Source organism: Pseudomonas sp. LBUM1663, assembly GCF_059695905.1.
Window position 1 is genome coordinate 5,345,287 of sequence record NZ_CP166792.1, and the last position, 20,624, is coordinate 5,365,910.

Annotated in this window: 16 protein-coding genes; 7 read left to right on the forward strand and 9 right to left on the reverse strand. The window is 59.5% G+C overall.

Going from position 1 to position 20,624, the window contains the following annotated elements; genetic code table 11:
- Positions 1 to 7: 7 nt before the first annotated feature.
- The 5 genes from ACA075_RS24420 (at position 8) to cmoB (ending at position 3,582) form a co-directional block, all read left to right on the forward strand.
- Positions 8 to 490, forward strand: a complete 483-nt coding sequence (locus ACA075_RS24420; RefSeq protein WP_497295873.1) for a hypothetical protein — start codon at positions 8 to 10, stop codon at positions 488 to 490.
- A 122-nt stretch (positions 491 to 612) separates the two neighbouring features.
- Positions 613 to 1,005 carry a protease inhibitor I42 family protein gene (locus ACA075_RS24425; RefSeq protein ID WP_497295875.1) on the forward strand — a complete coding sequence of 131 codons (393 nt, stop codon included), beginning with the start codon at positions 613 to 615 and terminating at the stop codon, positions 1,003 to 1,005.
- 2 nt (positions 1,006 to 1,007) lie between these two features.
- Positions 1,008 to 1,643: a lysoplasmalogenase gene (locus ACA075_RS24430; protein WP_497299327.1), complete on the forward strand. Its 636-nt coding sequence runs from the start codon at positions 1,008 to 1,010 to the stop codon at positions 1,641 to 1,643.
- Positions 1,644 to 1,849: 206 nt separating this feature from the next.
- Positions 1,850 to 2,629, forward strand: coding sequence for a carboxy-S-adenosyl-L-methionine synthase CmoA (gene cmoA, locus ACA075_RS24435; protein WP_497295877.1), 780 nt, complete (start codon positions 1,850 to 1,852; stop codon positions 2,627 to 2,629).
- Positions 2,626 to 3,582 (forward strand): tRNA 5-methoxyuridine(34)/uridine 5-oxyacetic acid(34) synthase CmoB, encoded by a 957-nt coding sequence (gene cmoB / locus ACA075_RS24440; RefSeq protein WP_497295879.1) that lies wholly within the window; start codon positions 2,626 to 2,628, stop codon positions 3,580 to 3,582. The genes cmoA and cmoB overlap by 4 nt, the downstream gene beginning before the upstream one ends.
- A gap of 133 nt (positions 3,583 to 3,715) precedes the next feature.
- Here the strand turns inward: cmoB and tadA are convergent, their stop codons facing one another.
- The 7 genes from tadA to treP form a co-directional block, all read right to left on the reverse strand.
- Positions 3,716 to 4,213 (reverse strand): tRNA adenosine(34) deaminase TadA, encoded by a 498-nt coding sequence (tadA, locus tag ACA075_RS24445; RefSeq protein ID WP_008042399.1) that lies wholly within the window; start codon positions 4,211 to 4,213, stop codon positions 3,716 to 3,718.
- Complete coding sequence (locus ACA075_RS24450; protein ID WP_497295881.1) at positions 4,213 to 5,589, reverse strand: multicopper oxidase family protein; 1,377 nt, start codon at positions 5,587 to 5,589, stop codon at positions 4,213 to 4,215. Before ACA075_RS24450 ends, tadA begins: the two co-directional genes overlap by 1 nt.
- Before the next feature lie 274 nt (positions 5,590 to 5,863).
- Complete coding sequence (locus tag ACA075_RS24455) at positions 5,864 to 6,154, reverse strand: PTS sugar transporter subunit IIB (RefSeq protein ID WP_497295883.1); 291 nt, start codon at positions 6,152 to 6,154, stop codon at positions 5,864 to 5,866.
- A gap of 2 nt (positions 6,155 to 6,156) precedes the next feature.
- Positions 6,157 to 8,691, reverse strand: a complete 2,535-nt coding sequence (gene ptsP, locus ACA075_RS24460; RefSeq protein ID WP_497295885.1) for a phosphoenolpyruvate--protein phosphotransferase — start codon at positions 8,689 to 8,691, stop codon at positions 6,157 to 6,159.
- Between the two features lie 62 nt (positions 8,692 to 8,753).
- Positions 8,754 to 9,977 carry a maltoporin gene (locus ACA075_RS24465; RefSeq protein ID WP_497295886.1) on the reverse strand — a complete coding sequence of 408 codons (1,224 nt, stop codon included), beginning with the start codon at positions 9,975 to 9,977 and terminating at the stop codon, positions 8,754 to 8,756.
- Between the two features lie 106 nt (positions 9,978 to 10,083).
- A complete protein-coding gene (gene treC / locus ACA075_RS24470) occupies positions 10,084 to 11,730 on the reverse strand; it encodes an alpha,alpha-phosphotrehalase (protein ID WP_497295888.1) in 1,647 nt (548 codons plus the stop codon).
- 119 nt (positions 11,731 to 11,849) lie between these two features.
- Positions 11,850 to 13,292 (reverse strand): PTS system trehalose-specific EIIBC component, encoded by a 1,443-nt coding sequence (gene treP, locus ACA075_RS24475; RefSeq protein WP_497295889.1) that lies wholly within the window; start codon positions 13,290 to 13,292, stop codon positions 11,850 to 11,852.
- 236 nt (positions 13,293 to 13,528) lie between these two features.
- On the opposite strand from treP, the gene treR reads away from it, so the two are divergent.
- Both treR and ACA075_RS24485 read left to right on the forward strand, forming a co-directional pair.
- Positions 13,529 to 14,233: a trehalose operon repressor gene (gene treR / locus ACA075_RS24480; RefSeq protein ID WP_497295890.1), complete on the forward strand. Its 705-nt coding sequence runs from the start codon at positions 13,529 to 13,531 to the stop codon at positions 14,231 to 14,233.
- Between the two features lie 99 nt (positions 14,234 to 14,332).
- Positions 14,333 to 17,392, forward strand: a complete 3,060-nt coding sequence (locus ACA075_RS24485; protein ID WP_497295892.1) for a membrane-targeted effector domain-containing toxin — start codon at positions 14,333 to 14,335, stop codon at positions 17,390 to 17,392.
- A gap of 72 nt (positions 17,393 to 17,464) precedes the next feature.
- Here ACA075_RS24485 and guaA read toward each other — a convergent pair whose 3' ends face one another.
- Together guaA and guaB are read right to left on the reverse strand one after the other, a co-directional pair.
- Positions 17,465 to 19,042 carry a glutamine-hydrolyzing GMP synthase gene (gene guaA / locus ACA075_RS24490; protein WP_150710045.1) on the reverse strand — a complete coding sequence of 526 codons (1,578 nt, stop codon included), beginning with the start codon at positions 19,040 to 19,042 and terminating at the stop codon, positions 17,465 to 17,467.
- A 99-nt stretch (positions 19,043 to 19,141) separates the two neighbouring features.
- Positions 19,142 to 20,611 (reverse strand): IMP dehydrogenase, encoded by a 1,470-nt coding sequence (gene guaB / locus ACA075_RS24495; protein ID WP_109634587.1) that lies wholly within the window; start codon positions 20,609 to 20,611, stop codon positions 19,142 to 19,144.
- Positions 20,612 to 20,624: the final 13 nt, after the last annotated feature.

Below are 20,624 nucleotides of genomic sequence, written 5' to 3' on the forward strand. Positions count from 1 at the left end.
TTGACACATGACCACCGATAAAAAAAAACCCTCTACCAGTGACCTCTTCACCGTAGATGGCCACATGACGTTCAGCGGCGATGGCCGGATTGAGTTCAAATCAAATGATCTGGAGTTGCGTCTCTTAATCCCGAACGAAACGACAATTGGTTCTTACCAGAACCGGAACCGTCCTAGCGAAAAGCACCTGTCGTTTACTTTCAGTAAAGACATTAAAACGGGCACTCACACACTCGCTGAAGGGAGTCCCTTCCTCGCAGCGAATTTCCATGAAGCGCTTAACAATGAACTGGGCATTCAACTCCCCCAGCATTACAAAGCCACCGAAGGCACAGTATCCTTGGTCCTTTTGGGCAACTCGTCTGATCAAATTGGCTATATTGTCACCGCCTTCAATCTAACCGTTAAGTCGTTGACGACCGGTAAAAACATCGAGCTTCTCGGAAATTTTCAAAGTCACTTGACTTACATCTCTGCGAATCAGGCCTGAATGCACACCTACGGGCGCGAAACACGTACCAGAGGATCGCGTCCGTAGCTCCCCCTCGTCACACTTTGTCTCATCTTCAGTTATGCTCGCCGTTCGTCGTGAACGCCGGAGCCGCTGACCTTATGTCCCCCACTCGCCTGTTTGTCCCCCTCGCCCTTTCCCTGCTGGCCGCCTGCACCACGCAACCGAAACAGAACGTGACCGTGGAAAAACAAGGCGAATGCCCCCTGCAGATGCGCAACGGACAGAACCTGATTCTGACCCTGCCAAGCAACCCGACCACGGGTTATCGCTGGTCGATCCAGGATTCAGCCGGTGGCGTGCTGCATGCGCTCAGCCCCGAGGTGTACAGCAACCCGGAAGACGCCGGGATCGTCGGCAGTGCGGGCATTTCGACCTGGCGCTTTCAGGCGTTTGCCACCGGTACAGGCCGGTTACGTTTGACCTATTCACAGCCATGGGCACCGGAAGTGCCGGCAGTGAAAACCTTTGATTGCTCGATCGTGGTCAACTGATCGTGGGCTGGCTGATTCTGGCGCTGATGGGCGCAGTGACCTTTCTGTATGGCTTGAGCGTGCACGCCGCGCTGCTTTGCCTGCTGGTCAAACCGTTGCCGGTATTGGCCCTGCTCGGCTGGTTGCACGATGCGCCGCCCAGTGAGTATCGGCGCTGGATCAGCCTCGGATTGATTTTCTCCCTGCTTGGCGATGTGTTGCTGGCGTGGCCCGGGGATTTGTTTGTGTTTGGCCTTGGGGCATTTTTGGTCGCCCACCTGGCCTATCTGAAGGCTTACTTGAGCGATTGCCGGCGGCTGGCGTTGTTGCCACTGGTGATTGCCTTGGGGGTTGGCGCGGTGCTGTTGGGGATTTTGATTTCCCACGGACTGGGCCCGTTGTTGATTCCGGTGATTGTTTACGGTTTGGCCATCAGCGCAATGCTCTGGCGGGCGCTGGCCCGGCTCGGGACCGAAGTGCCCAAACGCTCGGCGCTGTTGGCGGCGGCGGGTGCGGTGGCGTTTGTATTTTCCGACAGCGTCATTGGCATCAATCGATTCGTGCTGCCGTTCGAAGCGGCGCCTTATGTGATCATTCTCAGTTACTGGCTGGGGCAGTGGGGGATTGCGGCGTCGGCGTTTGGCCCGAAACCGCGCTGAGCCCTGTGGCGAGGGAGCTTGCTCCCGCTGGAGTGCGCAGCGCTCCTCTGTATTACTTCAGGTTCACCGTGCTCACAGACATTACGACTGCTTCGCAGCCGAGCGGGAGCAAGCTCCCTCGCCACAACAGCCTTTCAATCCCGCAAACCCAATCAGCCCAGCGGTTTATCAGACAACCCGCGCATCCCCCCGTCAATTTGGCTAAAATGCCGGCCTTTTCCACCTATGCCGCTGGAACCGCCGTGAGCAAAGAACCCGATCGCCTTTTCGCCCAGCCTTTGGCCCAGGTGCCCGACTTCGCCTTTAACGAGGACGTGGTGCGAGTGTTCCCGGACATGATCAAGCGCTCGGTGCCGGGTTATCCGACCATCGTCGAGAACCTCGGTGTGCTCGCCGCGCAATTCGCCCAGCCCAACAGCGTGCTGTACGACCTCGGCTCGTCCCTGGGCGCCGTGACTCAGGCGTTGCGCCGTCACGTGCGCACCGACGGTTGCCGCGTCATCGCTGTGGATAACTCTGCGGCAATGGTCGAACGTTGCCGCGAATACCTCAACGGTCAGGACTCGATGTTCCAGGAGTTGCTGCCCGTGGAAGTGATCGAAGACGACATCCTCGCCCTCGACTTCCAGCCCGCCTCGGTGGTGGCGTTGAACTTCACCCTGCAATTTATCGCCCCGGACCAGCGCACCGCGTTGCTCTCGCGCATCCGCCAGTCGCTGTTGCCCGGAGGCGCGTTGATCCTCTCGGAGAAGCTGCGCTTCAACGACCTTGAAGAACACGCGCTGCTCACTGACTTGCATGTCGCGTTCAAACGCGCCAACGGCTACAGCGAACTGGAAATCGCCCAGAAGCGCAGCGCCATCGAAAACGTCATGAAGCCCGACAGCCTCGAAGAACACCGCGAGCGCCTGTTGGCCGCCGGGTTCTCGAAAGTCGTGCCGTGGTTCCAGTGTCTTAACTTTGCCTCGTTGATTGCCTTGCCATGATTGATCTGTCCCCCCTCGCCCGCCGTCTGGCGGGTACCCCGCTGGCTGAATGGGCCAACACCCTGCAAGCGCAACTCGACAAGAAAATGGAGAAGGGTCACGGCGACCTGGAGCGCTGGCAAAGTGCGCTGGATGCGTTGCCGAAGATTCAGCCGAGTGAAGTTGATTTACTTAATGGTCTGACACTGGACACCGATTGCGACGCTGAGACCCGTGCGCAAATGCGTTCCGCGTTGATGGGGTTGTCGCCCTGGCGTAAGGGGCCGTTTGATCTGTTTGGCGTACATGTCGACACGGAATGGCGTTCAGACTGGAAATGGTCGCGGGTCGCGCCGCATCTGGACCTCAAGGGCAAACGCATCCTCGATGTGGGGTGCGGCAATGGTTACTACATGTGGCGCATGCTCGGTGCTGGCGCCGACAGCGTGATCGGTGTCGACCCGAACTGGCTGTTCTTCTGCCAATTCCAAGCGGTGCAGCGTTACCTGTCCGAACCCAATGCCTGGCACCTGCCATTCCCGTTCGAAGACTTGCCGCCGAACATGGAAGGCTTCGACACGGTGTTTTCCATGGGCGTGTTCTACCACCGTCGTTCACCGATTGAGCATTTGCTGGCGTTGAAGGATTGCCTGGTCAAGGGCGGTGAACTGGTGCTGGAGACGCTGGTGATTGAAGGCGATCAGCAGCAGGTGCTGGTGCCGGAAGACCGTTATGCGCAGATGCGTAACGTGTGGTTCCTGCCTTCAGTGCCGGCGCTGGAATTGTGGTTGCGACGTGCCGGGTTTACGGATGTTCGCTGTGTCGACGTCAGCGTGACCACCGTCGAGGAACAGCGCGGGACGGAGTGGATGAAGTATCAGTCGTTGAGTGATTTTCTGGATCCGGACGATCACAGCAAGACGATTGAAGGGCTGCCGGCGCCGATGCGTGCGGTTATCGTGGCCCGTAAATAGAACCTCAATCTCCATCCCAATAGAGATCCCCTGTGGGAGCGAGCCTGCTCGCGATAGCGGAGTATCAGTCGATATAACTATTGACTGATACTCCGCTATCGCGAGCAGGCTCGCTCCCACATTGGTTTGGGGTTCAGTCCGCGGGTTTTGCGCGCCGGGCCTTGAAGAACTCGCTAAGTACAGCCCCGCACTCCTCGGCCAGCACCCCACCTTCATACAGCACCCGGTGATTCAAGAAGCCCTGGGTAAAAAACTGCCCCTGACTCTGCACAATCCCCGCTTTCGGCTCCAGCGCCCCGTACACCACCCGCGCAATCCGCGAATGCACGATCAGCCCCGCGCACATGCTGCATGGCTCAAGGGTTACGTACAGCGTGCTACCCGGCAGGCGATAGTTACTGGCGGCCAATGCTGCGGCGCGGATCGCCACCATTTCGGCGTGGGCACTCGGGTCGTTGCCGCTGATCGGGCAATTGAAGCCGCGACCGATGATCTCCCCGTCTTGCACCAGCACCGCGCCCACGGGCACTTCACCCAGCGCCGCGCCTTGTGCAGCCAGGGCCAGGGCTTCGCGCATGAAGTCGCGATCACGGCTGCGGTCGATGATCGCGGCGGGACGTATCTGACGCATCAGGCCACCTCGATGGCGGCCATCAGGCCGGTTTCCATGTGGTCGATCACATGGCAATGGAACATCCACACGCCGGGATTATCCGCTACCAGCGCCACTCGCGCGCGCTCGTTCTTGCCCAACAGGTACGTGTCGGTGAAGTACGGAATGACCTTGTGCCGGTTCGAGGCGATGACTTTGAAGCTCATGCCGTGCAGGTGGATCGGGTGCTGATACTGAGTCATGTTCTTCAATTCGAAAATGTAGCTCTTGCCCTTTTCGAGCTTGGCAATCGGGCGGTCGGCGCAGGTCTTGTCCGTGATGTCCCAGGCCTTGCCGTTAATCTGCCACAGGCTCGGCGGTTTGCCATTGTCGACGTTGACCGACACCGAGCCCACCCATTCGAAATTGAAGTTGAGTTTCTCGGCATTGGCCAGGTCGGGTTCTGCCACCGGGTTGGCCGGCAGGGCGGCGGGCCATTCGGTGGGTGCATCGGTGTTGGCCACCGAGCGCAACGTGCCCAGGCGAACCGGGCCGTTGCGCAGGGACAGTTCTTCACCGGCGGGCGGTGCCTTGATCGCCAAGCAGATGCGCATGCCCGGGCCGAGCCAGTATTCCTTGCCCATTGGGCGCGGCTCCACGGGATTACCGTCCAGCGCGTAGATCTGCGCTTCGACGCCGGGGATGTTGAGGCGATAGGTCAGCGTGTTATCAAGGTTGAGCACGCGCACGCGGGTGATTTGCCCGGCGGGCAAGTCGATCACCGCTTGCGAGACACCGTTGATGGTCGACAGGCGTCCAGCGGTGCCGCCACGGGCGGCTTCGCGAGGAATGCTGAAGGCCACGAAAGCCCCCTCTTCATCAACGTGCCAGCTCTTGAGGCTCAGGGTTTTCTCGTACTTGAAACCGGTCGGCTCGCGCTCTTCGACGATCAGCGGGCCGACAAGACCGCGGCCGAGTTCTTCGCTGCTATTCACGTGCGGGTGATACCAGTAGCTGCCGGCGTCCGGCACGCGGAATTTGTAGTCGAAGTACTCGCCAGGCAGCACCGGCAATTGCGAAACGTAGGGGACACCGTCCATTTCCAGTGGCAGGCGGATGCCATGCCAGTGAATGGTGGTCGCCACCGGCAGATGATTGATGAAGCGCACCCGTAGCCATTCGCCCTGACGAACCCGAAGTTCGGTGCCCGGCGCCGAGGGGCCGAACGCCCAGGCCTCGGTCTTGTGCCCGGCAACCAGTTCGACGTCCAGCGGTGCCGCGATCAGCTCATAGTCATGGCCGGCGTCAGCGTCGGCCATCTTGCCCAGCCAGTACCGCGATGCGCCCCCTGCTCCGACACCAACGACAACAAGACCGGCCAGGCCACCGAGGATTTGGCGACGGGTAAAGGACATGAACTCAACTACCTCACGTATCAGCGACAGGCCCGGGGGCCCGTAAAAGGCGAATACGATACACCTGCGGTTGAGAAACAGTAAGGGTGGGGCGGCAATGGGACACAGGGACAGCAAGGCTGGCAAAGCATCTGTGGCGAGGGAGCTTGCTCCCGCTGGGTTGCGAAGCGGCCCTGTATCCAACAATCGCATCGCACCAGGGATAATGCGTTGGCTGGTTTTACGACTGCTTCGCAGCCGAGCGAGAGCAAGCTCCCTCGCCACAGGGGATCGGTTATGGCTGGAGGCCCGTGATCAGATGAACCACGCCGTCATCCAGCACCATCACGCCCGGCACACCTGCGACATTCAATGCCTGCCGATTCATCTGCGTCACATCCCGCAGCTCCACCCTAACCCGAGTCAGCGCCACCGGCTGCTGCGACTTGAGGTTGTCCACACCACCCAGCGCGGCTACGACATCCGGCGCCAGCCCGGAAACAGGCTGAGCAACCACCTTCGGCTCATCCACCACCAGATCCGGCGTCAACGCTTTCCAGAACGCTCGCTGCATTTTCTCGAACATGTTCAGTTCTCCAGAACCAGTGAAGTATCGACCGTCGCCTCGTGATACAGCCGCAACGCCTCGCGCACCTGTCCGGCACTTTCCAGGCCCAGCACTTGCTGGGCGATGGCCTGGCAGTCCACCAGGTCCAGCTCACGAACCGCTGCCTTGATCGCCGGAATCAACGGCACGCTCACTGACAGCTCATCCACCCCAAGCCCCAGTAACAGCGGCACGGCCAATGTCTCGGAGGCCATGGCGCCGCACACACCGACCCATTTACCGTGGGCGTGCGCGGCCTTTACGGTGCTGGCAATCAAGCGCAGTACCGCCGGATGAAAGCTGTCGGCCTGACTGGCCAGACGCGGGTGATCGCGGTCCATGGCCAGGGTGTATTGCGTGAGATCGTTGGTGCCAATGGAAAAGAAATCCACCTCGGGCGCAAACAGATCAGCCATCAGTGCCGCCGCCGGGACTTCGATCATGATGCCCAGCTTGGGCAGTTCCGTGAGGCCCAAAACCAGCGCCTCTTCTTCGAGCAGCTGCCGGGCCAGACGCAACTCCGACAGCTGCGTAACCATCGGCAGCATGATGTGCAAGCGAGCCAGTCCGGCGCTGCTCAGGATGGCCTTGAGCTGGTCGCGCAACAGCTGCGGGCGCTCCAGACACAAACGAATCCCACGCATGCCGAGGAAGGGGTTGGTTTCGCTGTCCATCGGCACGTAGGCCAGCGGTTTGTCACCGCCGACATCCAGGGTGCGCACCACCAGATTGCGCGTCGGCCCGAGTGCCTTGGCGATCGCGCTGTAGGTGGACGCCTGCTCGTCATGGCTCGGCGCATGGTTGCGATCCAGATAAAGAAACTCCGAACGGAGCAAACCGACACCCTCGCCTCCCAGCGCCATGGCTTGCTCGGTTTCTACCAGCGAAGCGATGTTTGCCGTCACTTCAAAACGGTGACCGTCGCGGGTGCAGGCGGCCAGCGTTGCGTGGGCCAACTCATGCTGCCGGCGTTGCTGTTGAAGCTGGCGCCTGGCTTGCAGCTGTTCGATGGCCTGCAGATCCGGATCCAGCTGCAATTCGCCCTTGTCGGCATCGAGCAACACCTGGGTTCCGTTGACCAGCGCCAGCACTTGCACCGGCAGCCCGCAGATCGCCGGCAAACCGAACGCCCGGGCGAGGATCGCGACATGGCTGGTGGCGCCGCCACCGACCGTGGCGAACCCTAGTACCTTGCGAGTATCGAGCCCGGCAGTCTGCGACGGCGTCAGTTGTTCGGCGATCAGGATCGCCCCTTCAGGCAGCTTCATCGCCTGATCCCGTACACCGAGGATCAGTTTGAGCACCCGCTGGCTTACATCGGCGAGGTCCGCCGCCCGCTCCGCGAGCAAGGCGTTACCCAGGCTTATGAACAAGGTGGCTGCCGACTCGGTGGCCGCGCGCCAGGCGAACCCGGCGCTTTTGCCTTCATCGATCAGCACGTGAGCCACTTCCAGCAAACCCGGGTCTTCGAGCAGTTCCTGATGCGCCTTGAAGATGTCGGACTGCGCGTCGCCAATGACGTTGTCACGCAACTGTTGCAGGGCCACCAGCGCCTCGGCCAGGGCGCGAGACAGGTGATCGCGTTCCACCTGCGGTGTGGCGCCGAGCTCATTCACTTCCAGGTTTTGTTCGGCGATCTGTACCACTTGGCCAAACGCCGATCCGGGAGATGCACAAACCCCGCGCAGCACCGTCAGCGATGAAGCCTCGACCTCATTCGCCTCAACCTGCATCGGGCCCGCAACCCCTTCACCGCATCCAGTCAGCAGCAGTTCGGTCAGTGTCTTGATCGCCGCTTCCGCATCCGGGCCGGCCGCACTGACCTGCATGACATCACCGTGCGCCGTCTGCAACGCCATGATCGCCACCAGGGATTTCGCGTTCGCAGTCTCCTGCTTTTTGTGCAGGTAGATACTCGCCGAAAAAGCTTTGGCCGCTTGGGCGAACACCGCGGCCGGACGTGCGTGCAAGCCGTTAAGGTTGGCCAGCGTCACCGGTTTGGAAAACAGCGCTTCGTCCGCTTCCGGCAGCGACACATCCTTTATCTGCTCAACAGATTTCAGACTCAGTAAGGGCTGGCCACTTTCTACCAGACCCGTTCCCGGCGTCATCCAGGTGAACGGTTCTCCACTGACCACTAGCATCAACGTCAGCAGGCTGCGGGCATTCAATGCAACAAAATCGGCATCGAACTCGATCAGCGCCTGCCCAACGTCAACCTGCTGGCCCTCCTCCACCAACCGGGTGAACCCCTTCCCGGCCAGGTTCACCGTGTCGAGGCCAATGTGCATCAACACCTGCACCCCATTTGCGCCGGTGATGCTGATCGCATGCCCGCTGGCCTGCACGTTGCTGACAACCCCGGCCAGCGGCGCGCACAAGGTCGTTGACGTCGGGTCGATGCACAGGCCATCGCCGATGACCCGACTGGAAAACACCGGATCGGGCACGAGGTCCAGTGGCATCAATACGCCGGACAGGGGGGCGTGCAGTTGCAATTGTTGGGGTGTGGCCATGACGTCACCTGCTGTTTTGTTCTTTGAAGTGCCGATGGAGCGCGAGGCTCCGACAGCATCGCTTATTTCCACCAATACTCGACCTGCAATCCGACATTCGCACCGTGCCGCGCCGTGCCGAAGGCGCCGGTATCGGACAACGCCGAACCCGCCGCCAGTTCATTGGCCGCCCGTTTGGCCGCCTCGTTCCAGCTGGCATAGGTGTAATACAGACGCACCTCGGGCCGCGTCCAGAATTCAGGGCCTTGGGGCGACCACGTCGGGGCGAAGGTGAACTTGCTCAGCTTGCGCGTGCCGCCTGTGGCTTCAACCTGATCGTGACCCAGTTCGGTCACCAGTTTGAACTGTTCGGTGAGCGCGTAAGTCGGACGAATCCCCAAGGAAATCCAGTTCTGATCGGCCCCGTCCTGGCGAATGTCTTTCTGGTAAACCGCCTCGACTTGCCCGCCAAACCGTGGCGTCACTTGCCAGTCGAAGAACTCCACCACCCGGTAGCTTTTGTTGCTGTCGTCCAGCTTTACGTTACCGGTATACCCCAATCCAGTACCTGGGCCTTCGCCGTACTGGAAGGCCAGTTTGTTCTTGCCGCCCAGAAAACCTTTTTGCACATGCTGTGCGGTGATTGCCCAGCCGCGGTGTGCGTCGCGGCTGTCGGGTTTGTCGATGTAGCTCAGCCCGAGTTCCAGTTCACCACCGGGGTTGGTGTGGAAACCGGCGACGTTGAAATCGTGACGGTTGATGTAGTCCTTCTGGTACAGGTTGTCCTTGCGCGAGAGGGCATAGCTGTATTTCAGACCGCCGATCAGCACGTCCTCGATACCACCGCCCGTGGCGCTCTGGTTCCAGTAGTAGAAGTCGGAAATGTGGATGTCGTTCCGCTTGTAGTAACGCCGCCCGGCCCACAGCGAACCGCCGTTGAGGCTCGGCATGTTCGACCACTGGGCGTAAATCTGCGGCATGCGTACTGAGCCATTATCGCCGTTGAACGTCAGGTCCTTGTCGTACTGGTTATACAGCGACGCCATGCCGTCGACGCTCAGCACCGAACCATCGTCCAGGGTGTACAGGTCCTGGCGTAGTTCGAGTTCGGCGTACTGCTCGCATTCGTTGCCCAAGCGGTATTTGGTCTGCGCACCGGGCAGTTGGAAACACTGCTGTTTTCCACTGTTGACCGATGTCCCGACGCCGCTGCGCAAATAACCGCCGAACTCCAGGGCCTGCGCCGACAATGGCAACGCCAGGCATACGCTCGCAGCGGCAAGGCTGCGATTTAGTGTTGATTTCAAGAACCACCCCATTATTTTTATTGTGTTGTTCCGCAAATTCGGCGCGCAAAACTCCCCCGCGCAGCGTTCTGCGTGTTTTTTAAAGTCGGTGTTTTTTAGTAGTCGGTCAGTCGGTCAGGTGCAGAACGAACGACTCATAGGGCCTTAAAGAAATCTGCCGGTTTTGCGGCGGACAGTCCGGGTAGTTGCTGATCACCAAGCGTTGAGCCATCGCTTCGCTGATCACGTCATCCGTCAGTTCGACTTCGCACGGCGTACCGTAGAAGTTGTTCAGTATCAGCAAACGCTCGCCATGACCTTCACGCACATACGCCCAGATTTGCGGGTGCTCCGGCAGCAATTGCCGATAGACGCCATCGGACATCAGCGCTTCGCTGCGGCGCAGGGCAATCAACTGACGGTAGTGATGCAGCACGGAGTTCGGGTCGTCGAGCTGGGTGGCAACGTTGATCTGCGTCACGTTGGCCGGCACGCCAATCCAGGGTTCTGCAGCGCTGAACCCTGCGTTCGGCTCGGCGTTCCAGTGCATTGGTGTACGGCCGTTGTCCCGGGACTTCTGCATGATCGCCGCCATGTTGTCGGCATCGGTCGCGCCGGCTTCACGCTTTAGGCGGAAGATGTTCAGCGTTTCGACATCGCGGTACTGATCGATGTGATCAAACCCTGGATTGGTCATGCCCAGCTCTTCGCCCTGATACACAAACGGTGTGCCCTGAAGGAAGTGCAGCGCGGTGCCAAGCATTTTCGCCGACACCACACGATGCTCGCCGTCATGGCCAAAACGCGAGACCACTCGCGGTTGGTCGTGGTTACACCAGAACAGCGCGTTCCAGCCGCCGCCAGCTTGCATGCCGGTCTGCCAGTCCGAGAGGATGCGCTTGAGTTCCAGGAAGTCGAAGTCGGCACGAATCCACTTCTGCAGGTTCGGGTAATCGACCTTCAGGTGATGGAAGTTGAAGGTCATCGACAGTTCTTTCGATTCCGGTTTCGAATAGCGAATGCAGTGTTCGAGACGGGTGGACGACATCTCGCCGACATTGATCAGGTCGTGACCTTCGAAGACTTCCCGGTGCATCTGCTGCAAGTACTCATGCACGTTGGGGCCGTCGGTGTAGAAGCGTCGACCGTCGGTGTTGTCCTCAGGGAAGTCCGCTGGTTTGGAGATCAGGTTGATCACATCCAGACGGAAACCACCCACGCCTTTATCGCGCCAGAAACGCATCATTTTGAAGACTTCGGCGCGCACCTTCGGGTTGTCCCAATTCAGGTCGGCCTGGGTGTGATCGAACAGGTGCAGGAAGTACTGACCGGTCTGCGCCTCGTATTCCCAAGCGGAACCGCCGAACTTGGATTCCCAGTTGTTTGGCTGATCGCGCCAGATGTAAAAGTCGCGGTACGGGTTGTCGAGGCTGCTACGGGCCTGCTGGAACCAGGCGTGTTCGATCGAGGTGTGGTTGACCACGATATCGAGCATCAACTTGATCCCGCGCTTGCCCGCCTCGGCAATCAGCAACTCGCAATCGGCCATTGTCCCGTAGCTCGGGTCGATGGCGTAGTAATCGCTGATGTCATAACCGTTGTCGCGCTGGGGCGAACGCAGGAACGGCGTGATCCACAGGCAATCGACACCCAGCCATTGCAGGTAATCGAGCTTGGCCACGACGCCAAGCAAATCACCCGTGGGGTTGCCGGCGTGGCTGTGAAAACTCTTCGGGTAGATCTGGTAGATCACCGAACGTTGCCAGTCTTGCATGGCGCTATTCCTTCCATTAATTGATGCGGTGACCGTTATGGCCCCTTCGCGGGCAAGCCTCGCTCCTACATTGGAATGCGTAACCTGTAGGAGCGCGGCTTGCCCGCGAATGCGATCTATCAAGCGACCCGATACCCCGGCCGGACAATCTTCATGCTCAACCCGCAGGTCAGAACAAACGGCACAACCATGGCGATGACCATCCCGATCACGAACACCGGGATGAACTGCGGAATGATCGAGATGAAACCGGGCAAGCCACCGACACCGATGGCCGAGGCCTGGACCTTGTTCAGCGACAGGAAGATGCAACCCAGCGCCGAGCCGCACAGGGCCGCATAGAACGGAAACTTGTAGCGCAGGTTGACCCCGAACATGGCCGGCTCGGTGATGCCAAAATAGGCGGAAATCGCCGAGGTCGAGGCCATGCTTTTGTCTCGCACATTGCGGGTCATGTAGAACACCGCCAGTGCCGCGCTGCCCTGGGCGAGGTTGGACATGACGATCATCGGCCAGATGAACGTGCCGCCCTGGGTGGAGATCAGTTGCAAGTCGACCGCGAGGAACATGTGGTGCATGCCGGTGATCACCAGCGGCGCGTAGAGCAGCCCGAAAATCGCCCCGCCGACCATCGGCGCGAGGTCAAACAGCATGACCACGCCTTCGGTGATGAGAATCCCCAGATGCCGGGTCACCGGGCCGATCACGGCCAACGCCAACACGCCGGTGACCACGATGGTGGTAATCGGCACCACCAGCAATTGCACGGCGTTTGGCACCCGCGCCCGCAGCCATTTTTCGATGACGCTCATGACATAGGCCGCCAGCAGGATCGGCAGGATTTGTCCCTGATAACCGACCTTCTCGATCTGGAACAGCCCGAGGATGTCGAAGTACGGCAGGCTTTGTCCGTCCAGCCCGGCCACCGCTTTGCCGTAGTTCCAGGCGTTGAGCAGGTCCGGGTGAACCAGCATCAGGCCGAGCACGATGCCGAGGATTTCGCTGCCACCAAAGCGCTTGGCCGCCGACCAGCCCACCAGTGCAGGCAGGAACACGAAAGACGTGTTGGCCATCAGGTTGATCAGGCTCCAGAGCCCGTCGAGTTTCGGGTAGGCGTCCAGCAGGGTCTGGCCTTCGATGAACATCCCCTTGGCGCCGATCAGGTTGTTGATGCCCATCAACAGCCCCGCAATGATCAACGCCGGCAGGATCGGCATGAACACGTCGGAAAACACCCGCACCAGACGCTGCATCGCGTTTATCTTGTCGGCGCTTTTTTGTTTAACGTCGGCGATGGTTGAGGCTGCGAGACCGGTTTGACGGCGCAGTTCGGCATAAACCTTTTCAACCTCGCCGGGGCCGATGACCACCTGGAACAGGCCCCCGGTGAAGAACGAGCCTTTCACCAGGTCGATCTGATTCAGCGTGGCGCTGTCGACCAACCCCGGATCCTTGAGGGCCAGGCGCAGACGTGTGACGCAGTGCGCGGCCTGCTCGAGGTTGTCGCTGCCACCGAGGCTTTGCAGCAGCTCGCTGGCGATGTTCGGATAGTCGTGGCTCATGCTTTTCTTCCGCTGTAGTTTTTTGTTTTTGGCAGCACGCCGAAGCGAAAAGTACTCGTCTGTACGAGTTAAAGCAACAACTCGTACAGACGAGTTTGATTTTGTTTATTCCGAAACGAGTCGCTGACGATTTTTCCTACCACTCGAAACGATGAAACCTAAAGCCGCATGGACAAACCCCTACCCTGCCCTTAAGGTTCGAAACCTTGAGTACATCGCGGCACAGAGCCATCCCCATGAGTAAATACAGCCAGATCTACAGCGATCTGCTTGCCAGTATCACGACCGAACGTCTGGAACGCGGCGCCCGGTTGCCTTCCGAAACCGAATTGATGGACAGCTATCAGGCCAGTCGCGGCACCGTGCGTAAGGCCATCGAGCAATTGCAGGAGCGTGGTTTCGCCCAGAAAGTCCACGGTAAAGGCACCTTCGTGCTCTCCACCAACCCGATCGAATTCCAGCTGGGCGGCATCGTCAGCTTCCAGGAGACTTATCCACGCCTGGGCAACGACGTCAGCACCGAGGTGGTCGAATTCACACAAATTCCCCTCGAAGGCCAGTTGCTCGAGCACATCAAGGCAGAAGAAGGCAGCCTGATCACGCGGATCAAGCGCGTGCGGCGGATCGACGGCAAACGCGTGATCCTCGACATCAACCATTTCGTCAGCGACGTGATTCCCGGTTTGTCCCGCGACATCGCCGAGCAGTCGATCTACGCCTTCATCGAACAGACCCTGCAACTGCAAATCGCCTACGCCCAGCGCACCATCGAAGCGGTCCCCCGCAGTAAGGACGACCAACATCACCTCGACCTCGACGGTCAGAGCCATGTGATCGTGGTCAGCAACCAGACTTTCCTGCAGGACGGCCGGCAGTTCGAGTACACCGAATCACGGCATACCCTCGACAAGTTCTACTTTTCGGATGTGGCACGGCGCTGACCCTACACGGTCACGAAAGGCATGTGGGCATAACTATGTAGTGCACTTGCCTAGAGCAAACGGGTCATCCTCACGACCCATTTCTCAAGGAGCGAGAGCATGCCTGTTGATCAGAGTACCGAAGCGTTACCCAATGCTGCCGACAAGGAGCAGCTGAAATCCATTGCCCCCGCCGTTGTGACAGCCTGCCCGGGCTTGAAGGAAGAAGCCCACGCGGTCGCCAGCGAAATCCTGCAAAAACATGGCATCACCGGCCTGGACCCGGATCAGGTCTGGTGGCACCGGTTCGATAACGTCTCGGCCAGCAGTACCAAGGCCTTTCTGAGTTGGGAGCACGCCCCCAAACCCTGTGAATCATTGACCCTGACGCAACTGGTCATTCAGGGATACCGCGTCACCGATCAAGACGACGCCCTCGAACTGAACAGTAACGGCGGGTTTTACACGGCAGATGCAAGCGCCAGCATTTTCAATGAAACCAATGAAGTGCGGATGTACCCCAGCAAGGTCCTGACGGACCTGTGGGACAAGAACCTCAGTGAACGCTACCTGAATAAACTGAACGCGTTCTGGGCCACTCATTTCGATGACTTCCGGACCCTGGCCAAATGTAACTACCTCAGCAAAGCCGTCGAGGCGCGGCAAAACGGTCAACTGGAAGAGGAGGATTTTCAGACCGTCGTAAGGGCCGTCGCCGGCGGCGCGGCTTGGCCGATCTCCCTGGCGACCCTACAGTCCCAAACCACTTCGCCTGCGGATCTTCGTGTCTGCGCGCTGGATGTTGCAGGGCATGTCGCCACCGATATTCTGCGCATCGTTGACCGCAACGGTCGGCAGATCACTTACGTTCCCGGCGCCGCACAGGCCTTCCACGTGCATCCGACACTGACGGACATGCACTGGTGGCTGTTGCTGCAAATGAATGAAGAACAGCCACGCACCGAGTTCATGACTCATTTCCCGTTGTCGGTACGCAAGGAAGTCCACGACAACATCACCCCGCTGATGAACCAGTTGGTCGGTACCTGGGGAAAGTACGACCACCACTTGATCAATCAGAAAAACATCACGATCAGCGGCGATGCCTTCACCTGGCAAAGCCGGGCGGTCCAGAGCACGATGCTGGAAGAGGCGGATCTGACGCTGGTGACCCACGGAGAAATGCGCAAACAACTTTGGTTGGGTTACCTGACGGCCGGCCTGCATGTTTTTGGCCCCTTGGCGGTTCTGGGCTGGCCAATCGCGTTGCCGGTGATCGGCGCCAGCATCGCCGCCATGGGCTTGAACATCGACAAGGCGGTCAATGGCAAAACGGCGGCGCAGCGCAAGGCCGGCGTCATCGGCGCGGTGCTCGATGGCATCAATGCCCTGTTCAATATTCCGCTGCTCAAGGAGGTCAACGTATTGGATGAAGCCGGGGCCGCCGCTGAGGCGGCTGAAGCGGCCGAGATGGCGGACTTGAACAAGAGGCTCGATCCGGAAGAAACCGTCGCCACCCAAGACCATCAGGCGTCCGCAGAATCAGAGGAAGGTCCCCTGCAACCGGGTGTGTTGCCTACCCTGCCAGATGAAACCGCGCAAGCCTTTGAAGTGCCAGAGCACTGGCAATGCAATGAAATCCTCGAAAACTACCCTGTGGCCACGAGCGGAAAATTTCGGGGTATCTACTCGCTGGACTCAAACCCTTCCACCGCCATCATGATGAACGATCAGGCTTACTACGTTCGCTACGAAGCCGACCTCAATGGTAGCGGTACGTGGGCGATCATTGACCCGGCCAACCCGCATGCCTCCACGGGATCAATTCCCGTGCGCCTGAATGGCGAGGGCGAATGGGAGCTGGCGCCGAAAGCCGGATTGAAAGGCGGCGGCAAAGGCCTCAGCAAGCCCGCTCCCGTTCCCGGTCCTTCCAGGCCGACGACTCATGCCCGACCAAGGTCTGATTTTTTCAGGCATTTGACGAGATACGACGCTCCGAATGGACGTTCGCTGAACTTTCTGGCCCTGGGAAAGCCCGAAACACATATAAAAGTCGTCGCCACGCCCGGCAGGGGCATCACAGGGATCACCCCCTATGAAGAGTATGTCGCCGGGCGTCGAGCGGTCCTGATCAGGGATGCAATCGGATTCCAGATCCCCAAGGACTTTTTTGCCTCGTTGCCCGCTCGGCCGGTTCAGCCCGTCATCACACCCTCCACCACCGTTACAGAACTCATCGAGGACATATTCAACGCTGCGCCCGGCCTGGTAGTCGGTGAAAGTCAGGATCGCATTGCCAGCATGCGGTTCCTGATCGAAAACATGCCGACGCTGGCGAAACAAGGCGTCAAGACGATCTACATGCATCGCCTGCTCAACGACTTCAATCAAGTCGACCTGAACGACTTCGCCGAAACCGGCGACATGCATGGCATGCTGAAGAAGTACCTGCAAAAACTGCCAGGCGATCCTGCGGGACAGTTCACCCCCCTTGAAGTCGTCAGGACGGCCCAACAGAACGGCATTCGAATCCAGGCCACCGATTGCCTGGCCAGCTATCGCTACACAGACCCGAACTTCCGCGCCATCTCACGGCAATCTGTCAGGACCTACTTCACCCATACCATCATGCAGGCCACTCAAGCCCGCAATGGCGGCGGAAAATGGGTGGTGCTCACCGAACAGGAGAGTACAAACACGTTCAGGGGAATGGCCGGCATCAGCGAAACCGAGGGAGGTATCGGTCTACGAATCGAAGAAGTGGGCCCTGAACAGAGTCTGCACCTCGACATCGACCATGGCATCGAAGTCGGCCGTGAAGTTACAGAGGCCGCGCCCCAGATGAGTGGCAATGTCGACACCCTGTATGCCGACATCAGCCTGCAGATGCCGACTCAGGTCATTCAGCGATCGCCCGAGCAAATCAATGAGCTGCTGTTCCGCCAAGGTATGTTCACCATTGAAAATTCGGAGGACACGTTGACGCTGATTCATCGCAGCCGGACCAACCAGATTGTGCGAACGATGATTGAGCGAACGATGGATGGCGGCTTTCTGATTAACCGTCCAGCCTGGACTGCCGTGCATCAGATCACCTACGCGAATCTGATCAACCTTGTCCACGCACTCAACCGCATGGGCCTGACCCTTGAAGGGCGCCTGCCCGCTGTAGTGGCCTGATCGCAAAAAGGCCCCGTGAACTTGCGCTCACGGGGCCTTTCAGGTGTTACGGACGATCAGTTGAGACCGGGATCATTCCCACTCAATCGTCGCTGGCGGCTTGCTCGACACGTCGTAGGTGACGCGGGAGATGCCTTCGATTTCGTTGATGATCCGGCCGCTGACGGTTTCCAGCAGTTCGTAAGGCAGGTGTGCCCAACGCGCGGTCATGAAGTCGATGGTTTCCACCGCACGCAGGGCCACGACCCAGGCGTAACGACGGCCGTCACCGACCACGCCAACCGATTTCACCGGCTGGAACACCACGAAGGCCTGGCTGACTTTGTGGTACCAGTCGGCCTTGCGCAGTTCTTCGATGAAGATGTGGTCGGCGCGACGCAGCAGGTCGGCGTATTCCTTCTTCACTTCACCGAGGATCCGCACGCCCAGGCCCGGGCCCGGGAACGGGTGACGGTAGACCATGTCGTACGGCAGGCCGAGCTCCAGGCCCAGACGACGGACTTCGTCCTTGAACAGCTCGCGCAGGGGTTCAACCAGCTTGAGGTTCATTTCTTCCGGCAGGCCACCCACGTTGTGGTGCGACTTGATCACGTGAGCCTTGCCGCTTTTGGCGCCAGCCGACTCGATCACGTCCGGGTAGATGGTGCCTTGGGCGAGGTACTTGATGTTGTCCAGTTTGTTGGACTGGGCATCGAAGACGTCGATGAAGGTACGACCGATGATCTTGCGTTTCTTCTCTGGGTCGGACTCGCCGGCCAGGTTGTTCAGGAACTGGTCTTCAGCGTTGGCGCGGATCACCTTGACGCCCATGTTCTCGGCGAACATGGCCATCACTTGCTCACCTTCGTGCAGACGCAGCAGGCCGTTGTCGACGAAAACGCAGGTCAGCTGGTCGCCAATGGCTTTGTGCAGCAGCGCGGCAACTACCGAGGAGTCAACGCCGCCGGACAGGCCGAGCAGCACGTTGTCCGTGCCGACCTGGGCGCGAACGTTGGCGATAGCGTCTTCAGCAATCTTCGACGGCGTCCACAGGGCTTCGCAGCCACAGATGTCGAGGATGAAGCGCGACAGGATGCGACCGCCCTGCTTGGTGTGGGTCACTTCCGGGTGGAACTGCACGCCGTAGTAGCCGCGAGCGTCGTCGAACATGCCGGCGATCGGGCAGCTCGGGGTGCTGGCCAGGATGTGGAATTCCTGCGGCATCTTGGTGACCTTGTCACCGTGGCTCATCCACACGTCGAGGCCGAACAGGCCGTCAGCGTCGATGTGGTCTTCGATGCCATCGAGCAGGCGGCTCTTGCCGACCACGTCGACACGGGCGTAACCGAACTCACGCAGTTCGGAACCTTCAACCTTGCCACCCAGCTGTTCTGCCATGGTCTGCATGCCGTAGCAGATACCGAAGACCGGAACGCCCAGGTCAAACACCGCTTGCGGGCAGCGAGGGCTGTTGGCTTCGTGCACGGACTCGGGGCCGCCGGCGAGAATGACGCCTTTTGGAGCGAATTCGCGAATCGCGTCTTCATCCATATCGAACGGATGCAGTTCGCAGTACACGCCGATTTCGCGCACGCGGCGGGCAATCAGCTGGGTGTACTGGGAACCGAAATCGAGGATCAGGATGCGGTGAGCGTGAATGTCGAGGGCCATGATTCAGTCTCGTCTAAATAATTCAGAAACAGTCGTGATTCAGAAACAACTCGGGGCTGAATAAAACAGCCCCGGTTACTAAACGTTTTGCTTGAAGCCTCAACCTACGCGGTAGTTTGGCGCTTCTTTGGTGATCTGTACGTCGTGAACGTGGGACTCGGCCATGCCAGCGCCGGTGATCCGCACGAACTCAGGCTTGGTGCGCATTTCTTCGATGTCGGCACTGCCGGTGTAGCCCATCGAGGAACGCAGGCCGCCCATCAGTTGATGGATGATGGCGCTCAGGCTGCCCTTGTACGGGACACGCCCTTCGATGCCTTCCGGAACCAGTTTCTCGGCGCCTGCCGAGGAGTCCTGGAAGTAACGGTCGGAGGAACCTTGAGCCTGGGACATGGCGCCCAGCGAACCCATGCCGCGGTAAGCCTTGTACGAACGACCCTGGAACAGTTCGATCTCGCCCGGCGCTTCTTCAGTACCGGCGAACATCGAGCCCATCATCACGCAGGAAGCACCGGCTACGATGGCCTTGGACAGGTCACCGGAGAAACGGATGCCGCCGTCGGCGATCAACGGAACGCCTGTGCCTTCAAGGGCAGCGGCGACGTTGGCGATGGCACTGATTTGCGGGACGCCGACACCGGCGACGATACGGGTGGTGCAGATCGAGCCTGGGCCGATACCGACCTTGACCGCATCAGCGCCGGCTTCGGCCAGAGCCTTGGCGGCAGCGCCGGTGGCGATGTTGCCGCCGATGACCTGCACTTCAGGGAAATTCTGTTTGACCCAGCGAACGCGGTCGATTACGCCTTTGGAGTGACCGTGTGCGGTGTCGACCACCACCACGTCAACGCCGGCGTTGACCAGGGCAGCTACGCGATCACCGGTGTCTTTACCGGTGCCGACGGCAGCGCCAACACGCAGACGACCTTGATCGTCCTTGCTGGCCAGCGGGTAAGCCTTGGCTTTTTCGATGTCGTTGACGGTCATCATGCCTTTGAGGGCAAATTTGTCGTCGACGATCAACACGCGTTCGATGCGGTGTTTGTGCAACAGCTCGCGAACGTCGTTCTTGTCGGCGCCTTCCTTGACCGTGACCAGACGCTCTTTCGGCGTCATCACTTCGCGGACAGTGGCTTCCAGACGATTTTCGAAACGCACGTCACGGGAAGTGACGATGCCGACCAGATCGCCATTGTGCAAAACCGGAACACCGGAGATGTTGTGCTGACGGGTCAGTTCGAACAGCTCACGAACCGTGGCGTCGGCCTCGATAGTGATCGGGTCCTTGACCACACCGGCCTCGTAACGCTTGACCTTGCGCACTTCGGCAGCTTGCTGCTCGATGGTCATGTTCTTGTGGATGATGCCGATGCCACCTTCCTGAGCCATGGCGATTGCCAGACGGGCTTCAGTGACGGTGTCCATGGCGGCAGAAACCAGGGGAATATTCAGCTCGATGCCACGGGTTAGGCGGGTCTTGAGACTGACTTCGTTAGGAAGCACCTCGGAATAACCAGGCACTAGGAGAATGTCGTCGAATGTCAGAGCTTCTTGGCTGATACGCAGCATCGCGGGGGCTCCC

Coding starts and splice junctions, on each gene's coding strand:
- tadA (WP_008042399.1), bottom strand. CDS start 4,213: ATGCGTCAGATACGTCCCGCCGCGATCATCGACCGCAGCCGTGATCGC.
- guaA (WP_150710045.1), bottom strand. CDS start 19,042: ATGGCCCTCGACATTCACGCTCACCGCATCCTGATCCTCGATTTCGGT.
- ACA075_RS24455 (WP_497295883.1), bottom strand. CDS start 6,154: ATGTTCGAGAAAATGCAGCGAGCGTTCTGGAAAGCGTTGACGCCGGAT.
- ACA075_RS24420 (WP_497295873.1), top strand. CDS start 8: ATGACCACCGATAAAAAAAAACCCTCTACCAGTGACCTCTTCACCGTA.
- treC (WP_497295888.1), bottom strand. CDS start 11,730: ATGCAAGACTGGCAACGTTCGGTGATCTACCAGATCTACCCGAAGAGT.
- ptsP (WP_497295885.1), bottom strand. CDS start 8,691: ATGGCCACACCCCAACAATTGCAACTGCACGCCCCCCTGTCCGGCGTA.
- guaB (WP_109634587.1), bottom strand. CDS start 20,611: ATGCTGCGTATCAGCCAAGAAGCTCTGACATTCGACGACATTCTCCTA.
- ACA075_RS24450 (WP_497295881.1), bottom strand. CDS start 5,589: ATGTCCTTTACCCGTCGCCAAATCCTCGGTGGCCTGGCCGGTCTTGTT.
- treR (WP_497295890.1), top strand. CDS start 13,529: ATGAGTAAATACAGCCAGATCTACAGCGATCTGCTTGCCAGTATCACG.
- cmoA (WP_497295877.1), top strand. CDS start 1,850: ATGCCGGCCTTTTCCACCTATGCCGCTGGAACCGCCGTGAGCAAAGAA.
- ACA075_RS24485 (WP_497295892.1), top strand. CDS start 14,333: ATGCCTGTTGATCAGAGTACCGAAGCGTTACCCAATGCTGCCGACAAG.
- treP (WP_497295889.1), bottom strand. CDS start 13,292: ATGAGCCACGACTATCCGAACATCGCCAGCGAGCTGCTGCAAAGCCTC.
- cmoB (WP_497295879.1), top strand. CDS start 2,626: ATGATTGATCTGTCCCCCCTCGCCCGCCGTCTGGCGGGTACCCCGCTG.
- ACA075_RS24425 (WP_497295875.1), top strand. CDS start 613: ATGTCCCCCACTCGCCTGTTTGTCCCCCTCGCCCTTTCCCTGCTGGCC.